This window comes from Mesorhizobium sp. WSM4810 (assembly GCF_055811235.1).
Window position 1 is genome coordinate 162,791 of the sequence record NZ_JBVVQV010000013.1, and the last position, 22,856, is coordinate 185,646.

At 62.4% G+C, this 22,856-nt stretch carries 22 protein-coding genes; 5 read left to right on the forward strand and 17 right to left on the reverse strand.

Features of this window, described 5'->3' with window-relative positions:
• From AC0L3O_RS19915 to AC0L3O_RS19975, 13 genes are all read right to left on the reverse strand, one after another.
• On the reverse strand, positions 1–807 hold the full coding sequence (locus AC0L3O_RS19915) for a sugar phosphate nucleotidyltransferase (protein ID WP_027153514.1): 807 nt from the start codon (positions 805–807) through the stop codon (positions 1–3).
• Positions 807–1,922, reverse strand: coding sequence for a CgeB family protein (locus AC0L3O_RS19920; RefSeq protein ID WP_473616377.1), 1,116 nt, complete (start codon positions 1,920–1,922; stop codon positions 807–809). Before AC0L3O_RS19920 ends, AC0L3O_RS19915 begins: the two co-directional genes overlap by 1 nt.
• Positions 1,923–1,935: 13 nt before the next feature.
• The gene (locus AC0L3O_RS19925) at positions 1,936–2,532 is read right to left on the reverse strand and encodes a histidine phosphatase family protein (RefSeq protein WP_473616378.1); all 597 of its coding nucleotides are present in this window, start codon (positions 2,530–2,532) and stop codon (positions 1,936–1,938) included.
• On the reverse strand, positions 2,529–3,632 hold the full coding sequence (locus tag AC0L3O_RS19930; protein ID WP_091590805.1) for an inositol-3-phosphate synthase: 1,104 nt from the start codon (positions 3,630–3,632) through the stop codon (positions 2,529–2,531). Before AC0L3O_RS19930 ends, AC0L3O_RS19925 begins: the two co-directional genes overlap by 4 nt.
• A gap of 163 nt (positions 3,633–3,795) precedes the next feature.
• The gene (locus AC0L3O_RS19935; protein ID WP_202363653.1) at positions 3,796–3,945 is read right to left on the reverse strand and encodes a hypothetical protein; all 150 of its coding nucleotides are present in this window, start codon (positions 3,943–3,945) and stop codon (positions 3,796–3,798) included.
• Positions 3,946–4,104: 159 nt separating this feature from the next.
• Positions 4,105–5,151, reverse strand: a complete 1,047-nt coding sequence (locus tag AC0L3O_RS19940) for a UDP-glucuronic acid decarboxylase family protein (protein ID WP_473616379.1) — start codon at positions 5,149–5,151, stop codon at positions 4,105–4,107.
• Positions 5,152–5,174: 23 nt separating this feature from the next.
• Positions 5,175–6,284, reverse strand: a complete 1,110-nt coding sequence (locus AC0L3O_RS19945; protein WP_023801261.1) for a CgeB family protein — start codon at positions 6,282–6,284, stop codon at positions 5,175–5,177.
• The gene (locus AC0L3O_RS19950; RefSeq protein ID WP_236378475.1) at positions 6,281–7,375 is read right to left on the reverse strand and encodes a CgeB family protein; all 1,095 of its coding nucleotides are present in this window, start codon (positions 7,373–7,375) and stop codon (positions 6,281–6,283) included. The genes AC0L3O_RS19945 and AC0L3O_RS19950 overlap by 4 nt, the downstream gene beginning before the upstream one ends.
• Entirely contained in the window at positions 7,372–8,502 is a 1,131-nt protein-coding gene (locus AC0L3O_RS19955) for a CgeB family protein (RefSeq protein ID WP_473616381.1), read from the reverse strand. The genes AC0L3O_RS19950 and AC0L3O_RS19955 overlap by 4 nt, the downstream gene beginning before the upstream one ends.
• Positions 8,503–8,504: 2 nt before the next feature.
• Positions 8,505–9,605, reverse strand: a complete 1,101-nt coding sequence (locus AC0L3O_RS19960) for a glycosyltransferase family 4 protein (RefSeq protein ID WP_473616382.1) — start codon at positions 9,603–9,605, stop codon at positions 8,505–8,507.
• Positions 9,590–10,882 carry a TIGR04295 family B12-binding domain-containing radical SAM protein gene (locus AC0L3O_RS19965; protein WP_473616383.1) on the reverse strand — a complete coding sequence of 431 codons (1,293 nt, stop codon included), beginning with the start codon at positions 10,880–10,882 and terminating at the stop codon, positions 9,590–9,592. The genes AC0L3O_RS19960 and AC0L3O_RS19965 overlap by 16 nt, the downstream gene beginning before the upstream one ends.
• The gene (locus AC0L3O_RS19970; RefSeq protein ID WP_473616384.1) at positions 10,879–11,946 is read right to left on the reverse strand and encodes an NAD-dependent epimerase/dehydratase family protein; all 1,068 of its coding nucleotides are present in this window, start codon (positions 11,944–11,946) and stop codon (positions 10,879–10,881) included. Before AC0L3O_RS19970 ends, AC0L3O_RS19965 begins: the two co-directional genes overlap by 4 nt.
• Positions 11,943–13,049 carry an NAD-dependent epimerase/dehydratase family protein gene (locus tag AC0L3O_RS19975; protein WP_473616386.1) on the reverse strand — a complete coding sequence of 369 codons (1,107 nt, stop codon included), beginning with the start codon at positions 13,047–13,049 and terminating at the stop codon, positions 11,943–11,945. The genes AC0L3O_RS19970 and AC0L3O_RS19975 overlap by 4 nt, the downstream gene beginning before the upstream one ends.
• Before the next feature lie 248 nt (positions 13,050–13,297).
• Between AC0L3O_RS19975 and AC0L3O_RS19980 the strand changes: the two genes are divergently transcribed.
• The gene (locus AC0L3O_RS19980; protein WP_473616388.1) at positions 13,298–13,567 is read left to right on the forward strand and encodes a hypothetical protein; all 270 of its coding nucleotides are present in this window, start codon (positions 13,298–13,300) and stop codon (positions 13,565–13,567) included.
• Between the two features lie 115 nt (positions 13,568–13,682).
• Here the strand turns inward: AC0L3O_RS19980 and AC0L3O_RS19985 are convergent, their stop codons facing one another.
• Together AC0L3O_RS19985 and AC0L3O_RS19990 are read right to left on the reverse strand one after the other, a co-directional pair.
• The gene (locus tag AC0L3O_RS19985) at positions 13,683–14,279 is read right to left on the reverse strand and encodes a response regulator (protein WP_287050427.1); all 597 of its coding nucleotides are present in this window, start codon (positions 14,277–14,279) and stop codon (positions 13,683–13,685) included.
• A gap of 1 nt (position 14,280) precedes the next feature.
• Positions 14,281–14,478, reverse strand: coding sequence for a hypothetical protein (locus AC0L3O_RS19990; RefSeq protein WP_023801270.1), 198 nt, complete (start codon positions 14,476–14,478; stop codon positions 14,281–14,283).
• A 167-nt stretch (positions 14,479–14,645) separates the two neighbouring features.
• On the opposite strand from AC0L3O_RS19990, the gene AC0L3O_RS19995 reads away from it, so the two are divergent.
• Positions 14,646–17,744 (forward strand): CheR family methyltransferase, encoded by a 3,099-nt coding sequence (locus AC0L3O_RS19995; protein WP_473616389.1) that lies wholly within the window; start codon positions 14,646–14,648, stop codon positions 17,742–17,744.
• Positions 17,741–18,100 (forward strand): response regulator, encoded by a 360-nt coding sequence (locus tag AC0L3O_RS20000; protein ID WP_287345938.1) that lies wholly within the window; start codon positions 17,741–17,743, stop codon positions 18,098–18,100. The genes AC0L3O_RS19995 and AC0L3O_RS20000 overlap by 4 nt, the downstream gene beginning before the upstream one ends.
• Positions 18,101–18,112: 12 nt before the next feature.
• On the opposite strand, the gene AC0L3O_RS20005 is transcribed toward AC0L3O_RS20000, so the two are convergent.
• The gene (locus AC0L3O_RS20005) at positions 18,113–18,352 is read right to left on the reverse strand and encodes a hypothetical protein (RefSeq protein ID WP_473616390.1); all 240 of its coding nucleotides are present in this window, start codon (positions 18,350–18,352) and stop codon (positions 18,113–18,115) included.
• Positions 18,353–18,565: 213 nt separating this feature from the next.
• On the opposite strand from AC0L3O_RS20005, the gene AC0L3O_RS20010 reads away from it, so the two are divergent.
• Together AC0L3O_RS20010 and AC0L3O_RS20015 are read left to right on the forward strand one after the other, a co-directional pair.
• Entirely contained in the window at positions 18,566–18,784 is a 219-nt protein-coding gene (locus AC0L3O_RS20010) for a hypothetical protein (protein WP_128172239.1), read from the forward strand.
• 1,253 nt (positions 18,785–20,037) lie between these two features.
• Entirely contained in the window at positions 20,038–22,557 is a 2,520-nt protein-coding gene (locus AC0L3O_RS20015) for a caspase family protein (RefSeq protein WP_473616392.1), read from the forward strand.
• Between the two features lie 106 nt (positions 22,558–22,663).
• Here the strand turns inward: AC0L3O_RS20015 and AC0L3O_RS20020 are convergent.
• A partial coding sequence (locus tag AC0L3O_RS20020) for a hypothetical protein (RefSeq protein ID WP_473616393.1) occupies positions 22,664–22,856 on the reverse strand: 193 nt, incomplete at its 5' end.

The window sequence follows — 22,856 nt, forward strand, 5'->3', positions numbered from 1 at the left end:
CTAGCCTCCTTCGCCTGGATGGCTTGGTATCTGCGCTTGCCCCGGCAGCACGAACATGAGGTTTTTCGTGTCCTCCAACGTAGTGTCGTTGTTCTCGAGCAGCCGAAGTGCGGTGCGGTAGCCGTTGAACGTGCCGACGTCGACATAGGCGGTGCCTGCCTTGACGCCGCAAGCCTCACCGCCGGCCGCCAGATAGGCGTTGATAAGGGTGCCGACATATTCGTCGCTTTGATCCCGCTCGCGCCAAAGCGCGGCAAGCTGGTGAAGTATGCGGCCCGGCATCTTGAACGCCCCCCAGATCCAGTTCGATGCAGCGCCTTGTTGCTTGACCTGGATCTCCTTCACCCGGTCATCCCCGTCGAGAACGACGGCATCGAAGAGTTCCGGGTGATCCACCGGGAAGAGCAAAAACGACAGCCGGTCGTCCGGCAGGCGGCAAAAGCCATCTTCCGGAAACCAGATCGTGTCGGGCAGGCCGACCAGAACCGTCTCGTCCGGCGCGACCAGCGGCGCGGCGCGGAAGATCGCGTCGCAAAGACCGACGGGGTTGGGCTGCACGACAAACAATGCGGCGGCGTCGCCGTAGCCGGCGGCGTAGTATTCGAGAATGTCTGATTTTCCCGATCCGATGACGAAGCAGATCTTGTCGACACCGTTGCGCACCATGCGACGCACCAGATACTCGCTCACCGCGCAAGGACGCTCGGTCTGGCCGTCGATGCGGCTGCCGACCGGCAGGAGCTCCTTTGAGAAGCCGAGCGGTTGAATGCGGCTGCCGCGGCCGGCGGCGGGCACGATGCCCAACATCAGATTGCTTCCTTCAACGGCTCGCCCCCCGCCAAGCCCTGTCCCAAGCCCGGCAATGAATCGGACAGGAGGCGGTCCAGTTCCCTGGCGCGCTGCGCAGAGGTGTGTTCGTCCAACACCCGCTCGCGCGCCCGGCGCCGGATGGCGTCGACTTCGCTGTCAGGCAAGCCGACTGCCGCGACCACGTCGTCGGTGCTGTCCGCCAGGATGATCTCGCTGCCGGGCTGGAAAAAACTGCTCAGCCCGGGCCAGGTGTCGCTCACGATCGCCGCGCCGCAGGCTGCCGCCTCGAACAGCCTGCCCGAAGGACACCAGCCCCTCTTGGCCATCGCCTCGCGCGTCACGTTCAGCGTCAGGCGCGATGAGCAGAAGAAGGCCGGATGATCCGCAGGCGGAAGGTGCCTGACAAAGAAGATGTTTTCGCCCCACGGAAATTCATGCGGATATTGGGCGCCGCCGATGACGAAACGGCGGTCCGGCAGGCGCGCTGCCGTGCGGACCAGCAGCTTTTCGACGCCGGCCTGGCGATCGGCCGCATACGTTCCGAGATAGGACAAATCCCCGGCGAATTCAGCCCGGGGCCGGGCCGGCCGGTGTCGGTCGGGATCGACATGGCCGTAGAGAGGCAAGACTCGGCGGGCGCCCAGCAGCGTTTTCAGCGCATCGATTGCGGTTCCCCCCGTATAACTGAGGGCGAGGTCGAAATCGTGAAGGCCATCGGGCCCGTAATAGGCCGGTCGTAGACCTTGTTCTATCCGGGCGAGCGTGACGGGAGTGTCGAGATCGTAGAAAACCTTCAGCCCGCGACAGGCCTGCTGCGCCAGGCGCGATGCCTCCACGGCGTCGGGGCAATAGGACGTGACGATGACGACGTCGGATTCCCCGATAGCCTGTTCCGCGACATGGCGAATGTCCTCCCACTCCGGATAGAGAACGACATTGCCGCCATCGAGATGGTCAAGATCGCGTGCGCCGGCATAGTACGGGGTATTGCGTTCGAAAAAGCTGACCGACCAGCCCAGGCGACCGAGCGCACGGATCAGCCCGCGCCACAGCGTCGCGTGTCCGTTTCCCCACGAGGAGGTGACGGTGAGACCGAAAATGACCATACGCATCCGGCAGTCCTCGTCAGGCGGCTTCGTTCAGTCGGATCAGCTTGGAGCCCCAGTCACCGGACACGACCGTGGTGATCGAAGCGGGGTCGATATCGAAGCGAAAACAGTCTCCCAGCGGCAAGCCGAGCACCTTGCAGACGGCGGCTTTGATCACGTCGGCATGGCTGACCAGTGCCACGGACTGGTTCTGGTAGCGTTTGCGGAGCTGCTGCATCAGCGAGACGACACGTTGCTGGACGTCCAGCATTGTCTCGCCGCCGGGCGTCCTCGCCTGTTGGCGTTGACTGTTCCACGTCAGCCAGTCGGCGTCCTGGCTCAACTCTTCGAAGGTCTTGCCCGACCAGGCGCCGAAGTCGATCTCATCGAGTTCCTGGCGGATTGTAATCTTCTCGCGATTGCAGGCGATTGCGATCGGTTTTGCGGTTTCCAGTGTTCGTTCGCGCGGGCTGCAACAGATGGCCGCCAGCGGCCGCGGCGCCATGTGGCTGGCAAGGCGCGAGGCTTGTGCCCTGCCGGCTTCGCCGAGGCAAACTCCAGCCATGCGTCCGGCAAGATAGTCGCCGACATTGTCGTGCGCCGCATGGCGGATCAAGAAGAACGTCGTCGTCATTCCGCGGCATCAAGCATCGGCTCGTCCCTCCCGGCGATGAAAGACAGCGTGCGCAGGCGTGCCTCGGCATCGGTGAACTGCTCGGGCGGCGACTTCATGAAATAGCTGCAAGGGCCGGTCAGCGCCCCCGCGATGCCGCGGTCAAGCGCCAGTTTGGCGCAGCGGACAGCGTCGATAACGACCCCGGCCGAGTTGGGCGAATCCCATACTTCCAGTTTGAGCTCTGCATTCAGCGGCACGCCGCCGAACGTCGTGCCTTCAACGCGGATGTAGGCCCATTTTCGATCGGTAAGCCAGGGCACATGGTCGCTGGGGCCGACATGGATGTTGCCGGCCTCCAGGGGGACGTCGAACTGGCTGGCTACGGATTGTGTCTTGGAGATTTTCTTCGATTCCAGCCGCTCGCGTTCCAGCATGTTGAGGAAATCGGTGTTGCCGCCGAAATTCAGCTGGTAGGTGCGGTCGATGCGGACGCCGCGCTCGCGGAACAGATTGGCGAGCAACCGGTGCACGATCGTCGCGCCGACCTGGCTTTTGATATCGTCGCCGACCAGCGGCAGACCGCGCTGCTCAAAGCGCCGGCGCCATTCCGGCCGCGATGCGATAAAAACCGGTATGCAGTTGACGAAGGCGCAGCCGGCCTCGAGCGCGCACTCTGCATAAAAACGCGTGGCTTCTTCCGAGCCGACCGGCAGATATGAGACCAGTACGTCGGCGCCGCTTTCCCGAAGCAGCGCGCTGACATTCGCGACCGGTTCTTCTGCCTCCTCGATCTCATCGCGCAGATATTTGCCGATGCCGTCAAGTGTCGGTCCGCGCTCGACGCGAACGCCGGTTGCCGCAACATCGGCAAAGCGGAAGGTATTGTTGGGCGCATTGTAAATGGCTTCCGCCACATCGCGCCCGACTTTGCCCTTGGCGACGTCGAAAGCACAAACCACCTCGATGTCGCCGACATGATAGCCGCCGAGATCAGCATGCATCAGGCCCGGTATCGGCTCATTGCCGCTGGCGTCCCGATAGTATGAGAGGCCCTGGACAAGGGAAGACGCGCAATTGCCGACGCCGGCTATTCCAATCCGTACCTTTTTTGATCCCACGAAACTGCCGCCATCGCTGTTGAAGGTAAGTTCCTCGCGCCGAACTGTCAGCTGCCAGGAATGTTCCTTGCGACCTGGAAAAATCACCAACCTCTATTCGGATCAAAGCTGCGCCCTGTATTTTGCGTTGCCTGGGCCGATCGAAGCCTGAGCGACGCGAGCCTCAATCGAGCGTTCGCAGCATATCCGCTTCTTTTTCCAGGATGGAGGCCACTTCCTCGCGCTCAAGATGCGTCATCATCAGGCTCACACAGCATTCGAGGTAGGTGATCGAGGCACGTCTCAGAAAGGCAGCCGCTTCCCGTTCTGCCATTTGCTCGATGTCCCTGGCGGATCGTTTTCGATGCACGGGTCCGTTCTCCCTGCCGATATTCGCCCAACGGCGAGCTAGACCGGATGTTCCCACAATGAGAAAAAGTGAAGACGCCTGTCGGGAGTCTCACCATGCCCGAGGGCATAGCTCTCCCCGACTTCAGGCCGGCAGGTTTTGCAGTCGGCCTGAAACGGACCTCACGCTTGTCGCCATTGGGGAGACTCGATCCTCGTTACGGCTGGTCTCGAGCTCCATGAAATAGCTGATCGTCTGCATCAGGCCTTGCTTGAGTGGCACCTTTGGCGACCAGTCGAGAAGGGCTTTTGCACGGGAAATGTCCGGTTGCCTCCGGCGAGGATCGTCTTGCGGCAGTGGCAGGAATTTGAAGGCCGAGTTGCTGTGGGTCATATCCCTCACCAATCCGGCCAGTTGAAGAACGGTGAATTCCCCGGGATTGCCCAAATTGACCGGTTGGCTCGGATTGGGATCGACATCCATGAGGCGGACCAGACCCTCGACCAGATCGGAGACGTAGCAGAACGACCTGGTCTGCAGCCCGTCGCCGAAAATCGTCAGCGGTCTCTTCTCGAGCGCCTGCATCACCAGGTTCGAGACGATCCGGCCGTCGGCAGGATCCATCCGCGGACCATAGGTGTTGAAGATGCGCGCGACCCGGATGTCGGCCGTTTCGGTTCTCAAATAGTCGAAGCACAAGGTTTCGGCGGTTCGCTTGCCCTCGTCATAGCAGGCACGAGGACCGGTGCAGTTCACGTGACCCACATAGTCTTCCGTTTGCGGGTGCTGTTCCGGATCGCCATACACTTCGCTTGTCGATGCCTGCAGGAGGCGCGCATTGTTTCGGGCGGCAAGCTCAAGTAGATTGAGGGTTCCGATCACGCAGGTCCGCGTGGTGTGAATCGGGTCAGCCTGGTAGCGCGGCGGCGATGCGGCGCACGCCAGGTTGAAAATGCGGTCGACCGGCTCAGCAAGGTCCAATGGTCGGCAAATATCCTGCTCGATCAGCCGGAAACGAGGACTGTCCAGCATCGAGACGATGTTTTCCATCCGACCGGTAAGAAAATTGTCGACACAGATCACACGGCACCCGGCCTGAAGCAGTGTCTCGCAAAGATGCGAACCGAGGAAACCCGCGCCGCCGGCGACAAGCGCCGTTCTGGTCCGTTGTGTCCTTCTTGATTGCCGCATCTCTATTTTCTCCTGTCTGCCAGTCATGCTGCACTTTCGATGTTCAGATCGAGCGCTGGACGTGCCGATCTTGGCCGCGCCAGCAGCGAAACGAATTCGCGGGCTCTCGCGGCGCTTGTATGTGCCGCCAGGATCGTTGCACGCGCTCGCTTGGCCAAAGCAAGCCTGACGCGGTCGGATTGGCTGGACAGGATATCGATCACGTCTTCGGCTTGGCCCGCCGTGTTGATCGTGGCTGTCGGAAAGAAGCTGTCCAGACCGGTCCAGCGATCGCTGATGATCGCTGTGCCACAGGCAGCCGCCTCGAAGAGGCGTACGCTGGGAGACCACCCAGCCGCTATCATGGAGCTGCGCGTGACGTTCAACGTATAGCGCTGGCGGCTGTAGAACGAGGCGTGGTCCGCCGGCGGCAGGTGCTCGATGCGATCGACGTTGCTTGGCCAGACGGTCTCGGACGGGAATTGCGAGCCGGCCACGACGAAGCGACGGTCCGGCATGCGTCTTGCCGGTTCAAGCAGGAGAGCATCCAGCGTCGCCTGCCGGTCCGAGCTGTAAGTGCCGAGATAGCCAAGGTCCCAGCAGATCGGATCGGCCGTTCGGCGATGCCGCTCCGGGTCGACGGAGCAGTAGAGCGGCTCGGCGCACCGTGCACCGAAGTCCGCCGCCAATCGGGCGAGTGTTGGCCCGCCGGTGAACGAGAAATAGACGTCGAAATACGGGATCTGCCGCCGGCATAGGTAGTCGCAATCATCCGCGGCGAACTTGGCCAGCGTGACCGGCGTGTCGATGTCGTAGAAGCAGAACTGGCCCGTGCACAGGGACGCGACGATGTCGATGACGGCTCGCCCCTCCGGAACGAACGACCCGACCACTACGACATCGGCCTGTTGCAGACAGCCGGCATAGGTCCGACGAAGATCGTTCGTCGTTTCGTAGTAGCGCAACGTGCAGAAATCCGGGTCGCGCAGATCGCGATGGTTTGCATACCACGGCACGTCCCGCTCCAGGAAGGTGACGCGATGGCCGAGCTCGTGCAGGCCCTTCAGCAACCCCCTAAAGGTCGTGGCATGGCCGTTTCCCCATGAAGAGGACAACGACAGGCCAAGAAAGACGATGTCGAGCCGCTGGGTCATTCCGCTGCCTCGACGGTGGGGCGCTCGAAATGACGCCTGAAGACAGCGTCGGCGACAGCGGCCCTTAACGCATAGGTATGCTCGGCGAGAACACGCCGAAGCGCAGATGCGCCAATCGCCCTTGCCCGCTGGGGGGTGAGGGTGCGCAAGATCTCAGTGACATCATTGCCATCGCGCGCCACCAGGATCTCTTCCCCGGGGGCCAGGAACAATTCGACGCCGAGCCAGGCATCGGTGATGAGGCATGCGCCGGCACCGGCAGCCTCGAAGACGCGCGTGGCAGGCGAAAAGCCGTTGGCGGCCATGCTGTCGCGGCTGATGTTCAGCACCGCCTTGGGGGTGACGTTGAACGCATTATGGTCCCGCGTCCCGACGTGGCCGAGCCATGCGACATTTGCCGGCAGCTGCTTGTCACCCCAACCAGATCCGCCGAGCAGGAAACGCTGATCGCCCGAACGGTTGGCCGGATCGAGGAAGAAGGCTTCGACGCGTGCTTCACGGTCCGGCAGTCGGTTGCCGAGAAAGGCGAGGTCGCAGGCGAAACGCTTGTCCTTCGCGACCGGATGGTGCGTTTCGGGATCGAGCGCGTTGTAGATCGGCACGCATTCGGCAGCCCCCAGCGCACGATAGGCCCAGACGACCGGATCGCCGCCGCCATAGGTGAGGACAAGGTCGATCTCCCGCAACGCGCGGTGCAGGGGGTGATCCGGCTCGTCGCGCAATTGGCCCAGAGTGGCCGGTGCGTCGACATCCCAGAACACTGTCAGCGCATCCGTCCGGGCGTGGTCGAGTACGGCGCGCAGCAGCGCCTCGTCTTCGAAGCCGACTCCGCTGGCCTTGACGACGATATCAGCTTCGCCTGCGCTTGCTGCCACCTGCATCAGCGCATGCGGGGTCGCCTCGTAGATGACGACGTTGCACCAGTCCGGTGCCTCGATATCGCGGTTCTTCTGCCGGTCGTAGACGTCCGGTTCATAGAACGTGATCTCGTAGCCAAGTTGAGAAAGAGCCTTCAGCAATCCACGGTAATAAGTCGCCGCGCCGTTCCAATAGGACGACAGCAGGCTCGATCCATAAAATGCAATCTTCATGCGACTGTCTCCTCTTTGGCGATGCGATCGATGGCTTGGCGGTTGCCGCATTCGGCGAGCACGTCGAACAGCTCGTCCGCCCGGTGCCGGCAAGTGTGTCGCCTCCCGATGGTTTCGAGGCCGGATCTCACCAGAGAGGCGGCCAGGTCAGCATCGTCCAGCACGTCGCGAAGATGGCGGCACATCTCGGAACCGTCGCGCGCGAAAAGAAAGTCGATGCCTGGCCTGAAGAGTTGTTCGACATCGGCCCAAGGCGCCGAAACGAGCGGGATGCCACAGGCGAGCGCCTCGAACATGCGGATCGTCGGGATGCCGGGCAGGGTCTCCCGATATGGGCGCCGCGGGATGTGGACGGTAACGCGGTGGGCCGCGAATGCCTTGGGCACGTCGGCATTGGCAATCCAGCCTTCGTAACTCAGGCCGGCGGCGGCAAGATCGGCGAGCGCTTCGCGTGGATAGCGCACGCCATGAACAGTGCCACGCAGGCCAAGTTCTTCGACTGGATCGATCAGGAATTCCTTGATTTCGGCACTGCGCTCGTCATCGCCCCAGTTGCCGATCCAGATCAGGTCGGCTGTAGGGTCGATCCCCGGGTGCGGCCTGAACAGGCGCTCATCCGCCGCCTCGTGCCAGGTGAAAGCACGTTTGCCCCAGCCGGCGCGCAAATAGCTTTCCCGCAACGCCTCGCCGAAAGCCAGCACGCCGTCATATTGCTCCAGCCGCAGAGCCGAGATCGCCTGCGTCGCCGAGACGGCGCGATGGTGGGTGTCATGGAACAGAAGCGTGAAACCGCCTCCATTCGCCCTGGCCCTGCCGATGCGCGCGACAAGGTCCGGGTCGGTCCATTCGTGGACGATCACCACATCGGCGTCGGCAATCCAGCCTTCATGGTCGAAGGACGCGTCGTAGGTCACCGACATCAGCTCCGGAAAATCTTTTCTGAAGCGCTCGACCGCGTAGGGCCCTTTCTCTGCCAGCAGGTTCGAACGGCTCCAGCCGTCTGCTGGCTCCAGCGCGATCGCCTGGTGCCCGCGTGCAACAAGCTCCCGCATGATGCCGCGCAGGAAATGTGCGTTGCCGTGGTTCCAGTCGGAAACGGCCGAATGGGTATAGAACAGGAACCGCATTGTCAGCGTTCCGCAACGGCCAGGGCGGCCCGATCGTAGATGTCGTGCATGGCCGCCGCTTGCCTTGCTGGTGAAAACCTGCGGGCTCGGCGTGCGGCGGCTTCGCCGAGCCGGTGCCTGTGTTGGGCGTCGTCAGAGAGACAATCGACACACCTGGCGAGATCGCGTGGATCACGGACGTCGTAGAACATGGCCGCGCCATTCCACAATTCGCGATAGGTCGGGATGTCGGCAAGCACCAGGGGTGTTGCTGATGTGGCTGCCTCCAGAGCGGCAAGGCCAAAGGGTTCGTAGATGGACGGCGATACGAAGATGCCGGCCCGCACCATCAATCGCAGCACCTCATCGTGGCAGACCGAGCCCAGAGGAACGGCATTGCTGAAACTGGCGCGTTGGCCATCGGCGGCCTCGAGCGGCCCGGCAGCAAAGACCGGCCATTTCGTCAGCGCTGCTGCCTGGTCCAGCGTGGCTGCGTTCTTTCCTTCGTCCCACCAGCGCGCGGCGGCGAGAACCACCGGTTCGCGTCGCTCTGCCTCTGGACCCGGCCGTGTGCCGTTGCTGACAACGCTCAGGCGGGCGATCGGCCCGTAGCAGGCCTCGAGCATGTCGGCATGGCTGCGGCTGGGTGCGACTACCGCATTGGCCCAATCGAAGCCGCGTCTGTTGCGGTCCTTCTGCCAGGCCCATTCGCCGTCCGCAGCCCGTCCCCTGACGGCGTGGAGCCAGGTCACGACGCATGAGTGCGAGACCGCCACGACCGGGCAGGGCAGATCAAGTCCCACGGCCTGCGTCGGCGCGTTGAGATGGACGAGTTCGATCGCGTAATCGCCAACGAGCGCGCGCAGTTCCTGCGGCAACATTTCCAGATCGTCCTCATCGCGGGTCATCCAGTCCGGCGGTGTCTTGAGCCACGCCAGGCCGGCGAAAGCCTGTGCCTCCTTCGCCTGCTCCTCCGACGGTTCCGGGCCCAGCCCGGCGAGCACGATGCTGTCGCCGCCATGAGCCAACTCCCGCGCCAGATCGAGCGCGTAGCGCCAGACGCCGCCGACGGCATCGACGGTCATCAGGATTCGCCGCGGGCGGCGGATCAGTGACTGCAACATGTCGCCTCCAACTCGGCCAGCGCGCGGGGGCGCTTCTCCTGGATATCGCTGAACGTCCGGAACGAGGCCAGATAATGCTCGTGGGCGCGCTCCCAGGCGAGATCGTCGGGCTCGCCCCAAAGCTCGCGATAGCTGGGCGAACTGGGATAGGGATAGAGCGGCACCGGCTCGTTGGCCCACACGCCGCGGTCGATGAGGTGCTTGCGCCAATGATCGACCAGAGCCGGATCGTCCTCGACGACGCCGATCAGATTGGCCTGGACGAACGGAACGTGACATCGTGCATTGACCAGCAAAGCGGCCAGTTCCTCGGTGCCCAGCCGGCAACGCTTTGCCAGCATGGCCCGGCCTTCCACCGTCAGGCTTTCCAGGCCGGCTTCGATCGAAACGCAGCCGGCGGCACCCAGCAGTTCCAGGAGCTCCGGCTTCCAAAGATCGATGCGGGTCTGCACGCCGAACTTGACGTCGCGATCGACCAGCGCCTCCAGCAGCGCCTTCTGCGGCAGGAAGATCTCGTCGATAAAATAGATGTATCCGACGCCTTGCCCGATGAGCCGATCGATTTCCGCGGTGATCGCATCGTGGTTCCTGCGGCGGTAGGCGTCGCGGAAATCGATCTTGGCGCAGAAGCTGCAATTGTAGGGGCAGCCGCGAGACGCCTCGACCTCCGCTCCGAAACCAACCTGATCGTCGTCGAACCGGTGGTGATGGTGCAAATGCGCGGCAATCCAATCGGACGGCCAGCTGAGCGGCGGATGATCGACAAACGAACTGGCGTGAACGCCGCCGCTGCCGACAAGTTTCCCCTCGTCGAGGTGGGCGGTGTGTGGCACGGCGCTCCAATCGTGACGGCGGGCGAGTTCTGCGATGACCTCTTCGCATTCGCCGCGCACGACGACATCGACGCCCAGCTTGCGCAGCGTCGGCGCCGGCGTCGCCGAGCCGTGCGGCCCGACAGCCACTGTGCGGCCGCCGCGCCCGGCGAGGCGGTTGAGGAAGTCGGCCGGCACACGCAGCTCGGGCGGCGCGCAGCGCCAGAACAAATAGGTCGGCGCCGTGCTGACGACGGTCATGGCCGGTGCGAAAGCGGCGACGCGATCGGCAAGTGCCGCGTTGTCGAGCTTCTGGATTTGCCCGTCCAGCATCAGCACCTGATGGCCGTCGGCCTCCAGCGAGGCTTTCGAGTAGCCCAATTCCAGCGGCAGATGTGGCTGGCGGCAGCCGAAATAGATGCTGTCCTCGTAGGTCCAGAACGGATTGACCAGGGCGACTTTCATGCCACGTACCTCGCTGGTTCAGGCTCGAGGCGATGACGCCGGAGCCAGTCGGCGAGATCGCGGACGCCGTCGCGCCAGGAGACATGCGCTTTCCAGTCGAGCGTCGCTTCTAACTTGCGGGTATCGGCGACAAAGAAAGGTTGGTCGCCGGTGCGTTCCCGGTCGTAGCGGATCGAGAGGTTCCGCCCGGTCAGCTCGCCGATCTCCTCGATCAGCATGCGCAGGCTGACGGCGTTGCCCGGTCCGCCACCGAGATTGAATGCCTGGCCCCGGATGGCGTCGATCCGGGCAAGTACCCCGCGATAGGCCGCAACGGCGTCGCTGACATGAAGGATATCGCGCACCTGCTTGCCGTTGCCGTAGATCGTGATCGGCCGGCCGGAAAGCGCGCTGAGCAGAAAATGGGCGACCCAGCCCTGGTCCTCCGTGCCGAACTGGCGCGGCCCGTAGATGCAGCTCATGCGCAGGACCGCGGTCGGCAGATTGTACGACTTGGCATAATCGAGCACATATTGGTCGGCCGCGCCTTTGGAGCAGCCATAGGGGGTGCAGAAATCCAGGCCGCAGGCCTCGTCTATGCCGTTGGCGCGGATGCCGGCATCGCAGGGCACGCACCGATCGTCCTCTTCGCGCACTGTGACGTCGGGCAGGCCGCCATAGACCTTGTTGGTGCTGGCGAAGATCACGGGAATGCGTCTGCCGCTGCGGCGAGCCGCTTCCAAAACGTTGAAGGTCCCGCGCAGATTGATGTCGAAATCTTCGCTTGGCTGGGCCAGGCTCGTGGTGACGGCGGTTTGCGCGGCGAGATGGAATATCGCCCTGGCATGCGCCAAAAGCGGCGCCAGCACGTCTTCGTCCCGGACATCAGCGGTTTCCACGGCAAGTTGATTGCCGTGCTTCTGCGCCAGCCAAGCCAGGTTCTGGTCGACGCCCGGGCGGCTGAGATTGTCGATGACCAGCACCGGCACCCCATCCGACAACAGGCTGTCGGCGAGGTTCGAGCCGATGAAGCCGCTGCCGCCGACGATGGCAACCGGCGCTTCACGAAAACCGTCCGGCTTCATGATACCAGTCCCCGCTCTTCGAGTTCCCGTTTCATGTCGGCGCCGCGGTCGATGGCGGCCGTGTTGCGCACCCATGCGACGAACTCGTCGAGTGAATCCTCCAGCCGGTGCTGCGGCTCGAAACCGAGCAGTTCGCGCGCCTTCGAGATGTCGGCGAAGCAATTGCGGATATCGCCGGCGCGCGCCTTGCCGAGAATTTCAGGCCGATGGTCCGGCACACCCATAGCGTCGGCGAGCAGCCGGGCGACCTCGCTGATCGCATAGGTCCGTCCGCTGCCGATGTTGATGACGTGGCCGCGCGCCTGGCGTTGTTCCAGCGCCAGGCGGAACGCGCGGGCGACGTCACGCACATGCACGAAATCGCGTTTCTGCTCGCCATCTTCGAAAATCATCGGCCGCTGGCCGTTAGCGAGGCGTGAAGCGAAATTCGCCAGAACGCCGGTGTAAGGATTTGACAGCGCCTGTCCGGCGCCGAACACGTTGAACAGGCGCAGCGCGACCGCGTCGACGCCATAGGCATCGCCGAAGATCAGCACGGCGCGCTCCTGGGCATATTTCGTCAGCGCATAGATCGAGGCGAGGTCGACCGGCTTTTCCTCGTCTGTCGGCAGCGGCGACAGGCTTTCATCCGCCGCCGACAGCGGATTCCATTGGCCGCTCTTGACGTCGCTGGCCTGCCGCCGTGCATTGTCGACGCGCCGACCGCCTGGCGTGGCATAGAGACCCTCGCCGTAGACGCTCATCGACGAGGCGACGACGATCCTCTCGACCGGATGCTTGATCAGTGCCTCGAGCAGGGTGGCGGTGCCGAGGTCGTTGGCGCCGACATAGCGGGCGATCTCGTACATGGACTGGCCGACGCCGACCTCGGCGGCGAGATGAACGGTGGCGTCGACGCCCTGCAGCGCCTCGGCGACGGCGGCGCGATCGCGAACGTCGCCTTTGATCAGTTCGGCTCCTGCCGGCAGGCTGATCGCCTCGCTGCCGTGCACCTGTTCCAGCAGCGCATCGAGAATGCAGACGGCATAACCATGTTCAACGAGTTCCTGGACGACGTGGCGGCCGATGAAACCGCACCCTCCTGTAACCAGTATGCGTTTCACGACAACTCCTTACGCAGTTGGCCTTGGCGCCCCGAACTGTTTGGCAAAAGGTTTGTTCCCTCTGCTTCAACAAAGATGGTTTTGGCGAGGCTGCAACCTGAGGTGAACGCATGGCGAACGAGCCTGGGCGATGCGCTGGAACATTGCAGCTCCTTTGGTGTTAGGGGCGGTCATCCGGTCCGTGGGCGGCCCGTGGGCGCAAGCCAGGAGGCCACACGCCTGCAAGGTCTGGATCAAAGGAGGTTCCAATGTCTGAATCGAAGACAACCACCAATCATGACGAGATCCGCCAGTGGGCCGAAGATCGTGGTGGCCGACCGGCGGTTGTACGAACCAGGGGCGAGGGCGGCATCTTGCGGATCGATTTTGGCGAGCCCGAGGAGAAGCTCGAACCCATCGAATGGGATGAGTTCTTCCGGATTTTCGACGAGAACGATCTGACTTTCCTTTACCAGGACGAAACAGGCTCCGGAAAAAACAGCCGGTTCAACAAATTCATCGACCGCCAGAACGGCTGAGGAAGCTGCTACTCAGCGCTGTCGGGTAGCTCTTAGGCGCGCCTCGCGTTCTGATAGAGGGCTTAACTATAGATGGCTGTTTTCGCCTACTTTTCAGACTGTTAGAAAACCAATCTCAGTGCAGCAGGCTGGTTCCGCCCGATCCGGCAATGTTTCGCATGATGCCGTTCAGCCAGTCTTCGGTCGATACACCGGGCCGCCGCCTGTCGATCTCGCCGATGGCGCGCTCCAGTGTTCGCTCGACCAGCCGATCGGAAGCACCGACGTCGCCCAGAAGCAGCCGCGCCGCGAGCCTGAGCTTCGGCAGAAGTGAAAACACGTTGTCCGACAAGTTCACGGCAGGGCGACCGGCAAGGGCGGATTTTTCCGGAGGGAACAAGGCGTCGAAGACGGCGTAGCTATCCGACGATTTTCGAAGATTGCTGGCGTGGCGGAGACGTTCGGGAATGACGATGTCCTCGTCACCGCTGAAAAAGACGAAGGGAACGCCGCGGCGCATCAGTTCGTCGGCGATCGGAAACACCCGCCGGCCGTTGAGATTGACGTCGAGGATCGCGGCCTCAGCCACCTCGGTATGCATGGAGGCGTGTTCGACCGTCGCCGCAGGGCCAAGGACGACCGCGCCCATATTGCCGAAATATCTTGCAAGATCGCCGGCCAATACCCAATCGTCTTCGACAATCAGGATGCGCACTCCTCGGAGATCGCGCACCTCATCGCCCTTTCTTCGAGCGGGATTTGCAAGTGTCCGCACGAGCCTGTTCGGAATGTTCCTGCAAGGCTGCCTGCAATCGCTTCGCCAAAACAAGCATGCGCGGCGGAATGGATTCGTTTCCCGGCAAACTCAGCAGATCCTCGAAGCGCAACGACGCTCGTCTTGTCAGCTTCAGCTCAGGTGTGCGCTTTGACATTGGAGTTCCACAATAATCCCGACTTTAACGCCGTCTGCACGGGCTTGTTCCGGCCCTCGCGCACGTTATATGCTGGGCGTTGCGTTCAGCCCGGTAGTGGGCTTTGGGTCGATTTGGCGGCCTTGTCGTCTAGGCTGTCCAACCGAGGGCTTGCGGTGACATCTCAGGTGAAGAGATTTCCAATTGTGGGCGTCGGCGCGTCGGCCGGCGGCATTCCTGCAATGGAGGGCCTGTTCAAAGGCATCACCGGCCAGCCCGGCATGGCGTTCGTCATCGTCACCCATCTCAGCCCCGAGCGCGAAAGCCTGCTTCATGAGGTCGTCGGACGTTACACGCAACTCCCGGTTGTCGTCGTCGAGGACGGCACCACTGTCCTGTCCGACCACGTCTATGTGATGCCGCAAAACGTCGTGCTCACGATCGAGCGGGGAGTGCTGCACCTGCGGCCATCCAACGTGCTCAGCCGCGAGCGCAAGCCGATCGATATCTTCTTTAGCGCGTTGGCCGAGGATCAGAGCGAATATGCCGTTGGCGTCATTTTGTCGGGCGGCGACTCTGACGGCACGCTTGGCGCCAAGGCGATCAAGGAGCGTGGCGGACTGACGGTCGCCCAGGCTCCCGACGGCTACGGCCCGCGCAATCCGGACATGCCGAAAAGTGCGATCTCCAGCGGGCTGATCGACATTGCGGCGCCGGCGGAGGAGATCGGCGCGAAGCTCGAGGGGTTCGCCCGCAGCTTCGACATGCTGAACGGGGTTGCCGGAGACGGCGAACACGAGACGGCAGAACTCGGTCGGCTCCGCGACGAGATCTACGGCATCTTGCAGGGCCAATCCGGCCACGATTTCTCCGGCTACAAAACCAAGACATTCCTGCGGCGCATCAAGCGGCGCATGCAGATCGGACAGCTTGATTCCATTGAAGAGTATGTTGAACGGCTGAAGAAGGACCCTCGCGAGGTGGCGAACCTTTTTCGTGACCTATTGATCAACGTCACCGATTTTTTCCGTGATCCCGACGCGTTCAAGCTGCTCGAGGAGAAGGTCGTACCGCAGCTGTTCGAGGGCAAGACCGCCAGCGACGCCGTCAGGATCTGGGTGCCTGGCTGCGCCACCGGCGAGGAGGTGTTCTCGATCGGCATGCTGTTGCGCGAACACATGGAGACGCTTTCGGTTGTGCCACGCGTCCAGATATTTGCGACCGACATCGATGAGCCCGCGCTTGCGGTGGCGCGCGCGGCGCGTTACCCGGCAGCATTGCTGCAGGGCGTCTCGCCCGAGCGCAGGCAGCGTTTTTTCAGCAGCGACGGCGAGAGCCACGTGCTTGCCAACGAGGTCCGGGAGCTGTGCGTCTTTTCCCCTCACAGCATCGTCCGCGACCCGCCTTTTTCACGCATGGACATGGTTTCATGCCGCAACCTGCTGATCTATTTCGGCTCGGACATCCAGAGCCGGGTCATTCCGATCTTCCACTACGCGTTGAAGCCGGGCGGTTATCTTTTCCTCGGCACGTCCGAAAGCGTCGGCCAGCACGACGACCTCTTCGCCACCGTCGACAAGAAGCAGCGCATTTTTCAGGCGCGCGAGCATGCCTCGCCACACATTAGGCTGCCGATGCTGATCGGCGATGGCCGTTCAGGCGCCTTCCTGCCTGAAGGAACGGGGCCGAACAAGCGAACCGCCAGCTATCCGCTTCGACAGGCGGTCGAGGCACAAGTGCTGGAGCGTTTCGCGCCGCCGCATGTCGTGGTGAATGGCGACGGTGACGTCGTCTACTATTCGGCGCGGACCGGCAGCTATCTCGAGGCGCCGCAAGGCATTCCGAGCCGGCAGGTGCTGACTTTGGCCCGCGCCGGCCTAAGGCTCGACCTGCGCGCAGCGTTGCGGGAAGCCGCCACGACGCGCCGCACTGTCGTGCGGGAAAATGTCGTCGTCGACGAGGACGACGAACAGGCCCAGTCGATCAAACTCACTGTCGAGCCCCTGGCGGAACGCGGCAAGGGCGAACGGCTTTATCTCGTCCTGTTCGAACCGACGGGGCCGGTGCAGGCGCGGTCCGATGTCGGGCCCGAAAACCGTAGCAGCGAAGGCACTGCCGATCTCGAGCGGGAGCTACGCGAAACGCGGGAGCGACTGCAATCGACGATCGAGGAGTACGAAACCGCACTGGAAGAAGTGAAATCCTCGAACGAGGAACTGGTCTCCGTCAACGAGGAGGCGCAGTCGACCAATGAGGAGCTCGAGGCCTCGAAGGAGGAGATGCAGTCGCTCAACGAGGAACTCAACACCATCAATTCGGAACTGACCAACAAGATAGAGGAACTCGATCGCGCCAACAGCGATTTGCGGAATCTGTTCGAGAGCACGAAGATCGCAACCATTTTCCTCGATCGCAATCTGGTGGTGCGGACCTTTACTCCGCCGGCCTCGTCCTTCTTCAGCCTGCGTCCCTCCGACGTCGGCCGGCCGCTGACCGAGCTTTCGAGCCAGCTCGACTATCCCGAGCTGAAACCGCATATCGATGCCGTCTTCGAAACCGGAGAGACCCTGAACCATCATCTGGCGCGCGACGACCGGGGCCGGTTTTATATGGTTCGCATCAATCCGTATCGCGACAAGGACGACAGGATCCAGGGCGTCGTGGTCACGCTGGTCGATGTCACCACATTGGCCGAGACGGAAGAGCAAAACCGGGTGCTCATTTCGGAGCTGAACCACCGCGTCAAGAACATGCTGGCGGTGGTCGCCAGCATCGCCAACCGCACCCGTGAAAGTTCGGAATCGAAGGAAGAGTTCGCCGAAGCGCTGATCGGTCGCCTGCACGCCATGTCGCGGGCTTACGGTCTGCTGTCGAAGGAGCGCTGGAAAGAAGCTTCGATCAAGGAACTGCTGCATCAGGAACTCGAACCTTTCAGCATTGACCGGTTCGAACTTGACGGCGCTGAAGTGAAGCTTAGCCCGCAACAGGGTCTTTCCCTCAGCATGGCCATTCATGAACTGGCGACCAACGCCGCCAAATATGGCGCGCTGTCGAAGCCCGAGGGCAGGATCGTGCTGAAATGGTCTGGCGAGGGCGATATGTTCACGCTCGCCTGGCGCGAGAGAGGCGGGCCGCCGGTCAGAAAACCTGAAGTTAGCGGCTTCGGACTTTCCCTGCTGCAGGGTGAGATCGGCTACCGGCTTGGCGGAAACGTCGAGACCACCTTCAAGCGTGACGGTCTTGAGGTCCAGATCACATTCCCGATGATGCGCAAGGAGACGCCGTGACCGACCCGCTGCGCGTTCTGGTGGTCGAGGATGAATGGCTCATCGCCGAAGACATCGCTGCTTGTCTGCGCGATTCGGGACATCAGGTGATCGGCCCGGCCCCTTCGGTGGCGGCGGCCCTTCGTCTTATCGGCGAAAATCCTGTCGACGTGGCGCTGCTGGATGTTCAACTGCATCGCGAAACCAGCCTGGCGATCGCAGAACAACTAAAAACCCGCCATATTCCGTTCGCGTGCCTGACCGGCTTTGGGCCGCGCGATGTTCCATCCGCGTTCGCCAACGCTAGATTTGTTCGCAAGCCGGCAGATCAGGCGGCCATTCTCAGAGCCTTGGCGGAATTGGTCCCGACGTCCTAGCTCGTTTGCCCTTCAGTCCAGCGGCTTTTCGGTCGGTCGCGGCGTGGCGCCTTGCTGGCGCGGCCGGCCGGCATTGCGGTTGGCCACCGGATTGTCCAGCGGAGCGGTCGAGGGCTTCGATGTTCCCGCGCTTTTCGGCGTTGGTGGCTTCGCTCCCGCATCCGTATCGTCAGCGTCCCGGCTTGGACGTCGCAAGCCGGCGGCATCTGCCTGCCGGATGGCCGGCTTCGATGTGGTATTCTTGTTGGTCATGGTGTCTCCTTCCTGCTGCGACGGAAAGAAAGCATGGGTTCGTTCACCGCTCACAGCGCATACATGTCAACCGTCGGCACGGTGCGAAGTTCCACGACCGCCAGCTTCAGGATGCTTCTTCGGTGTGCAACGTGTACGGCAAGGCCCGCGCATCCATGGTAGATGGGAACCATTTTCGATACTGGCTGTTCGGCTCGCAGGAAGGAGCCGGACATGGAGCGACGTAACGCCATACTTTCGCTGGTCATAGCAGCGATCATTATCGTCGGCTTTCTCATTGGCTTTTTGTATGCCGATATGGGCTGGCGCACCTCGCCACTCACAAGAGCCCCTGAGCAAAACCAGGGTGGGAACGCCCCGGCCGACACCTCGCCTGCCGCGGGCATCGAAAAGAACCCCCAAGAGAATACCGAGATGCCGGATCAGCAATAACCGCGATCTTTCCGGCAGGAACCGGGCAAGCTGGATGGTCTTGCCCAGAACCAATGGCTGTATCGCTGGTGATATCGGACTTACGGTGGCTGCTGGTACCCGGCTGCCAACGCCGCGGCCTCTTCCCCCGTCGTTGAAACCCCTCCTGCTGATGTAAGCGATTTCTGGCATTTGCGTATCGGCAGCACGGCGTGCTCAGTCTCCGGAGACGAGAGCCGGCCGATCCTGCTGCTTCTTGCCAACGCATCTTGGTTGGCCCTTGCTGCGAGCCACTCTGCCCGCTCCCGCGGCAAGCCGATAAGGCAAATACCAGCGAAGTGCGCCGGCACATCCACCGTCGTGTCGAACACGGCCCATGTGTTGGTAGGCTCCTGAACCGGCAAAAACCTCATAACAGCTCCTGCTAATATATAGCACGAACTTACGGACGAAGCACTGTTCCGGCATCAACCAAACGAAGGAGAATTTTTCGTTTTGCCACGCTGCGGCGCGATGAGCCTCGCAAATTGATCCACACCGTCTGTATCGCGGCTGCGACGTGGCCGAAAATAGATCTCGACGAGCGAACGCATCCAGGAGCCCGCCAGGCGGCGGCGCTTTTGCGTGTCGGCGATCCGCCTTCAGCCCCATCTCGCGGCGCCTCGGCGTATTCCTTGGGGAAGTGTCAACTGGCCTTGGGAGCGCTGCTCGGAACCAGGAATCCACCCTTTAGCAACTCCAGGGCGTCGAGCGCCTCCTCATCCAGCAAATCTGTCAGAGCCACCCCTTCTGCGAAGACCACCCTATCGTCGTCTATGTCGTAGACCTCCCAAAGCCCTTCCTTGTTCCGTCGAATGGCGTGCCGATGCTCCATAAGCAGACGCTAATTGAGTCGCGGAAATGGTGGCTAGGAAAAATCAGGGGCAGGCTGACATTAGCAGTGGAAAACCTCAGGCGCCCTGACGCGTGATGCATGCGCAAGTCAAGGCTATGCCGGCCGCGCGCGGCCCGAGGGGACCGTATCGGCCACGGAAAACAGCCAGGTCGAGAATCCGATTGACGATCATTGCGGACACTCGGCCTCTGATGTAATTTAGGGATCGATCAAGTGAGGAATATACCGCTGTCGCGACGGCTTTTCTCTCTTTTCTGTCTCGGCAGATAGCATGCTCTCTAACGGACCTTGGCACTGCAAGCTGTGTTCTTGTGGTCGCCAGGTAACGACGGTTAAGGGATTTGCCATGCTCCGACGTTGCGGTTTCGTTGCGGCCCTGATGCTCGCAAGCGTCACGACTTTCGATGCTTCTGCAGTCGAACGAAGGGTCGCCTTTGTAATCGGCAACTCCGATTACCAGGAAATCTCGGCCCTCAAGAACCCGGCCAAAGATGTGGTCGACGTGTCCAACACGTTTCGAGCGGCTGGTTTTGATGTTTTCGTCGCGAGCAATCTTACAAAGCTGCAATTTGAAGATCAGTTCCGCAACTATCTTGCCGCCGTGGACGGCGCGGATGTGGCTGTCGTCTACTATTCCGGCCACGGCTTTCAGATCGGCGGCGAAAATTTCCTGATCCCTGTCGATGCCTCGTTGAAAGATGCGGCGGACGTCGAGGTCCAGGCAATCAAGCTGAACGATGTGCTGCAGCAGATGCGTTCGAAATCGAAGATCCAGGTGATCATCCTCGATGCCTGCCGCAACAATCCATTCCCTCGCAAGGACTATTGGCTCAGGGACCAGCTTCTTACCGCCAGCGGCACCGGCCTTGCGCAAGTAAGAAGCTCACTGAACACACTGATCGCTTTCGCCACCGAACCCGGCGCGGTCGCCTATGACGGCGCCGGCGACCTCAGTCCTTTTTCATCGGCGTTTTCTCGTCGCGCGCTCGCCCCGAACCAGGAGATCCGCACGGTCATGTCGGCCGTCCGCCGGGATGTGGTTGAGGCTACCAAGGGCCTGCAGGTTCCCTGGGAGAACTCTTCGCTGATCGACGAAGTCGTTCTGATGCGTCGCATCAGCCGCCCATCGCTGCCGCCGGTATTGGAGAAGGTCGTGCTGTCCGGGGCCGGCCCCATCGATCTGGACCTTCCCGAACCGGTCCAGGTCGATGGCGGGACAATAACCGTCAGCATCGAAAGACCACCCGCCCTGGGACGCCTGATGCTGGACGGCAAGGTCATCGAGGCGGGAGACCTGATCCAGGGCAAGGATCTGCCGCGTTTGCAGTTGGATGTCCCCAAGGGAACTGGCGAGCCGGAAGAGATGGATATGCTGGCCTACGCCGCACGCGACAGTTGGGGCGGCGAAGCCAAGGGCATGCTGGTGTTCCGGGTCAAGAGCGGCGAAGGAGCCGAGGGCGAACAGGTGATGGCCTCGCTCGAAGCCGAGCAGAAGCAGCAGGTGCTGCAGCGCGGCATTCATGTCACCGGTGCGGCCGAGGCGATCGAGAACCGGGACGTCGACGTTCCGGTCGGCGTCGGCGCCGTTGCCCTGAACCTCGACGTCCCGACAGACGATGCGGCGGTCAGCCTGAAAGTCACAAACTATCCCGCAACGGGGACGCTCTCCCTGCCGGATCGCACCCTGTCGCCCGAATCGAGCTTGACGGTCGGCGAAGTCGAGGGGCTGCGCTATGAACCCCAGATCGGAGCCAGCGCACCGGTCGAGATCGCCTTCGAAATTCGGGCGGACAGCGGAGCAGCCAAACCCGCCAAGATGAAACTGTCGCCGAGCGTCGATCCGTGCGACCTGGCTGCCGGCGAGCCTCTCGACCTTCAGGGCGTCGTCCCCGGCCTGCTGCCAAATGAAATCGGCGCCGACGCGGTGAAGCTGTGCGAGGCTGCGGTGAAGGCGTATCCCGATGTCGCCCGCTTCCGTTATGAACTGGGACGCGCGCTGCTTGCAGCCGGCAAGGTGGACCAGGCCAGGAAAGCCATCCAGCAGGCCGCCGACAGGGGGCACGTGCGCGCGGTGTTCGAGCTCGGCTACCTCTACGCGACGGGAACGGGCCTGGCTGCCGACCGCAAGCAGGCCAACACCTTCTACGCCGCTGCGGCCGACAAGGGCGATCCCTACGGGATGACGTCGTGGGGCCGTGCCTTGTTCCATGGCTACGGTGTCGAGCGCGACACCGGCAAGGGGCTGGACCTGCTGCTCAAGGCGGCGGCGATGGGGCACACCTATGCCATGAACGATCTCGGCGCGATCTTCACCGAAGGCCGCAACGGCGTGCCCGCCGACCAGGCCCGTGCCGTTGCCTTCCTCAAGGCCGGCGTCCAGCGCCAGGATATGTATTCGATGAACTTGCTCGGTCGCAATTACCTCAGCGGCCGGGGCGTCGAGAAGGATCCGAAGGCTGCGCTGGAGCTTTTTCAGAAGGCCATCGACCTCGGCCAGCCGTATGCGCCGGCCAGTCTTGCGCGCATGTACCGTGATGGCGTTGGCGTGGAGCAGAACCTTGATGAAGCCCAACGTCTGTTTGAACTGGCAACCTCGCGCGGTGACCAGTCCGGCGCCTACGACCGCGCGGCTCTCGAGATGCAAAAGGGCGACAAGGCCGATCAGGCCGTCGCCGTGCGTTTCCTGGCATTCACAGTTGCGCTCGATCTTCGCAATGAGCTGCCTGATGCCCGGGCGACGTTGGCAAAATTCGGGACCAAGGCGAAAGCGGCGGCGTTGAAGCAACTGCGTGGGGAACTCAAGTCGAAGATTCCGTTGAGCGGTTCTGTCGACAAGCAACTGGTCAAAGTGGCGAGGGCGGTCTGGGAACAAGCCAATCCGCGTCGGGATTTGTTCTGATCAGCAAGGAGGCAATGGTGGGCAGAAATCTGAAGCAGGCAACAATCGGGATAACTCTGTCCATCGCCTTGGCGGGGGTCACGGGCTGCACATCCTGGCCACCCCTTCAGCCGACGCCGCTGGTGGCGACACCCACGCCGGCGCCGAAGGTCGTTCGCAGAGCCGCGGCGCCGCGGAAGGTCGTCAACCCGGCTCCCAAACCGGTGGCCGCCAGGAAAGTGGTCAAACCGGTCTCGGACGAGCCTGCTGCCGCACCTCCCGTAATCATTCCTTCTTCGGGAGGAGGCGGAGGTGGCGGA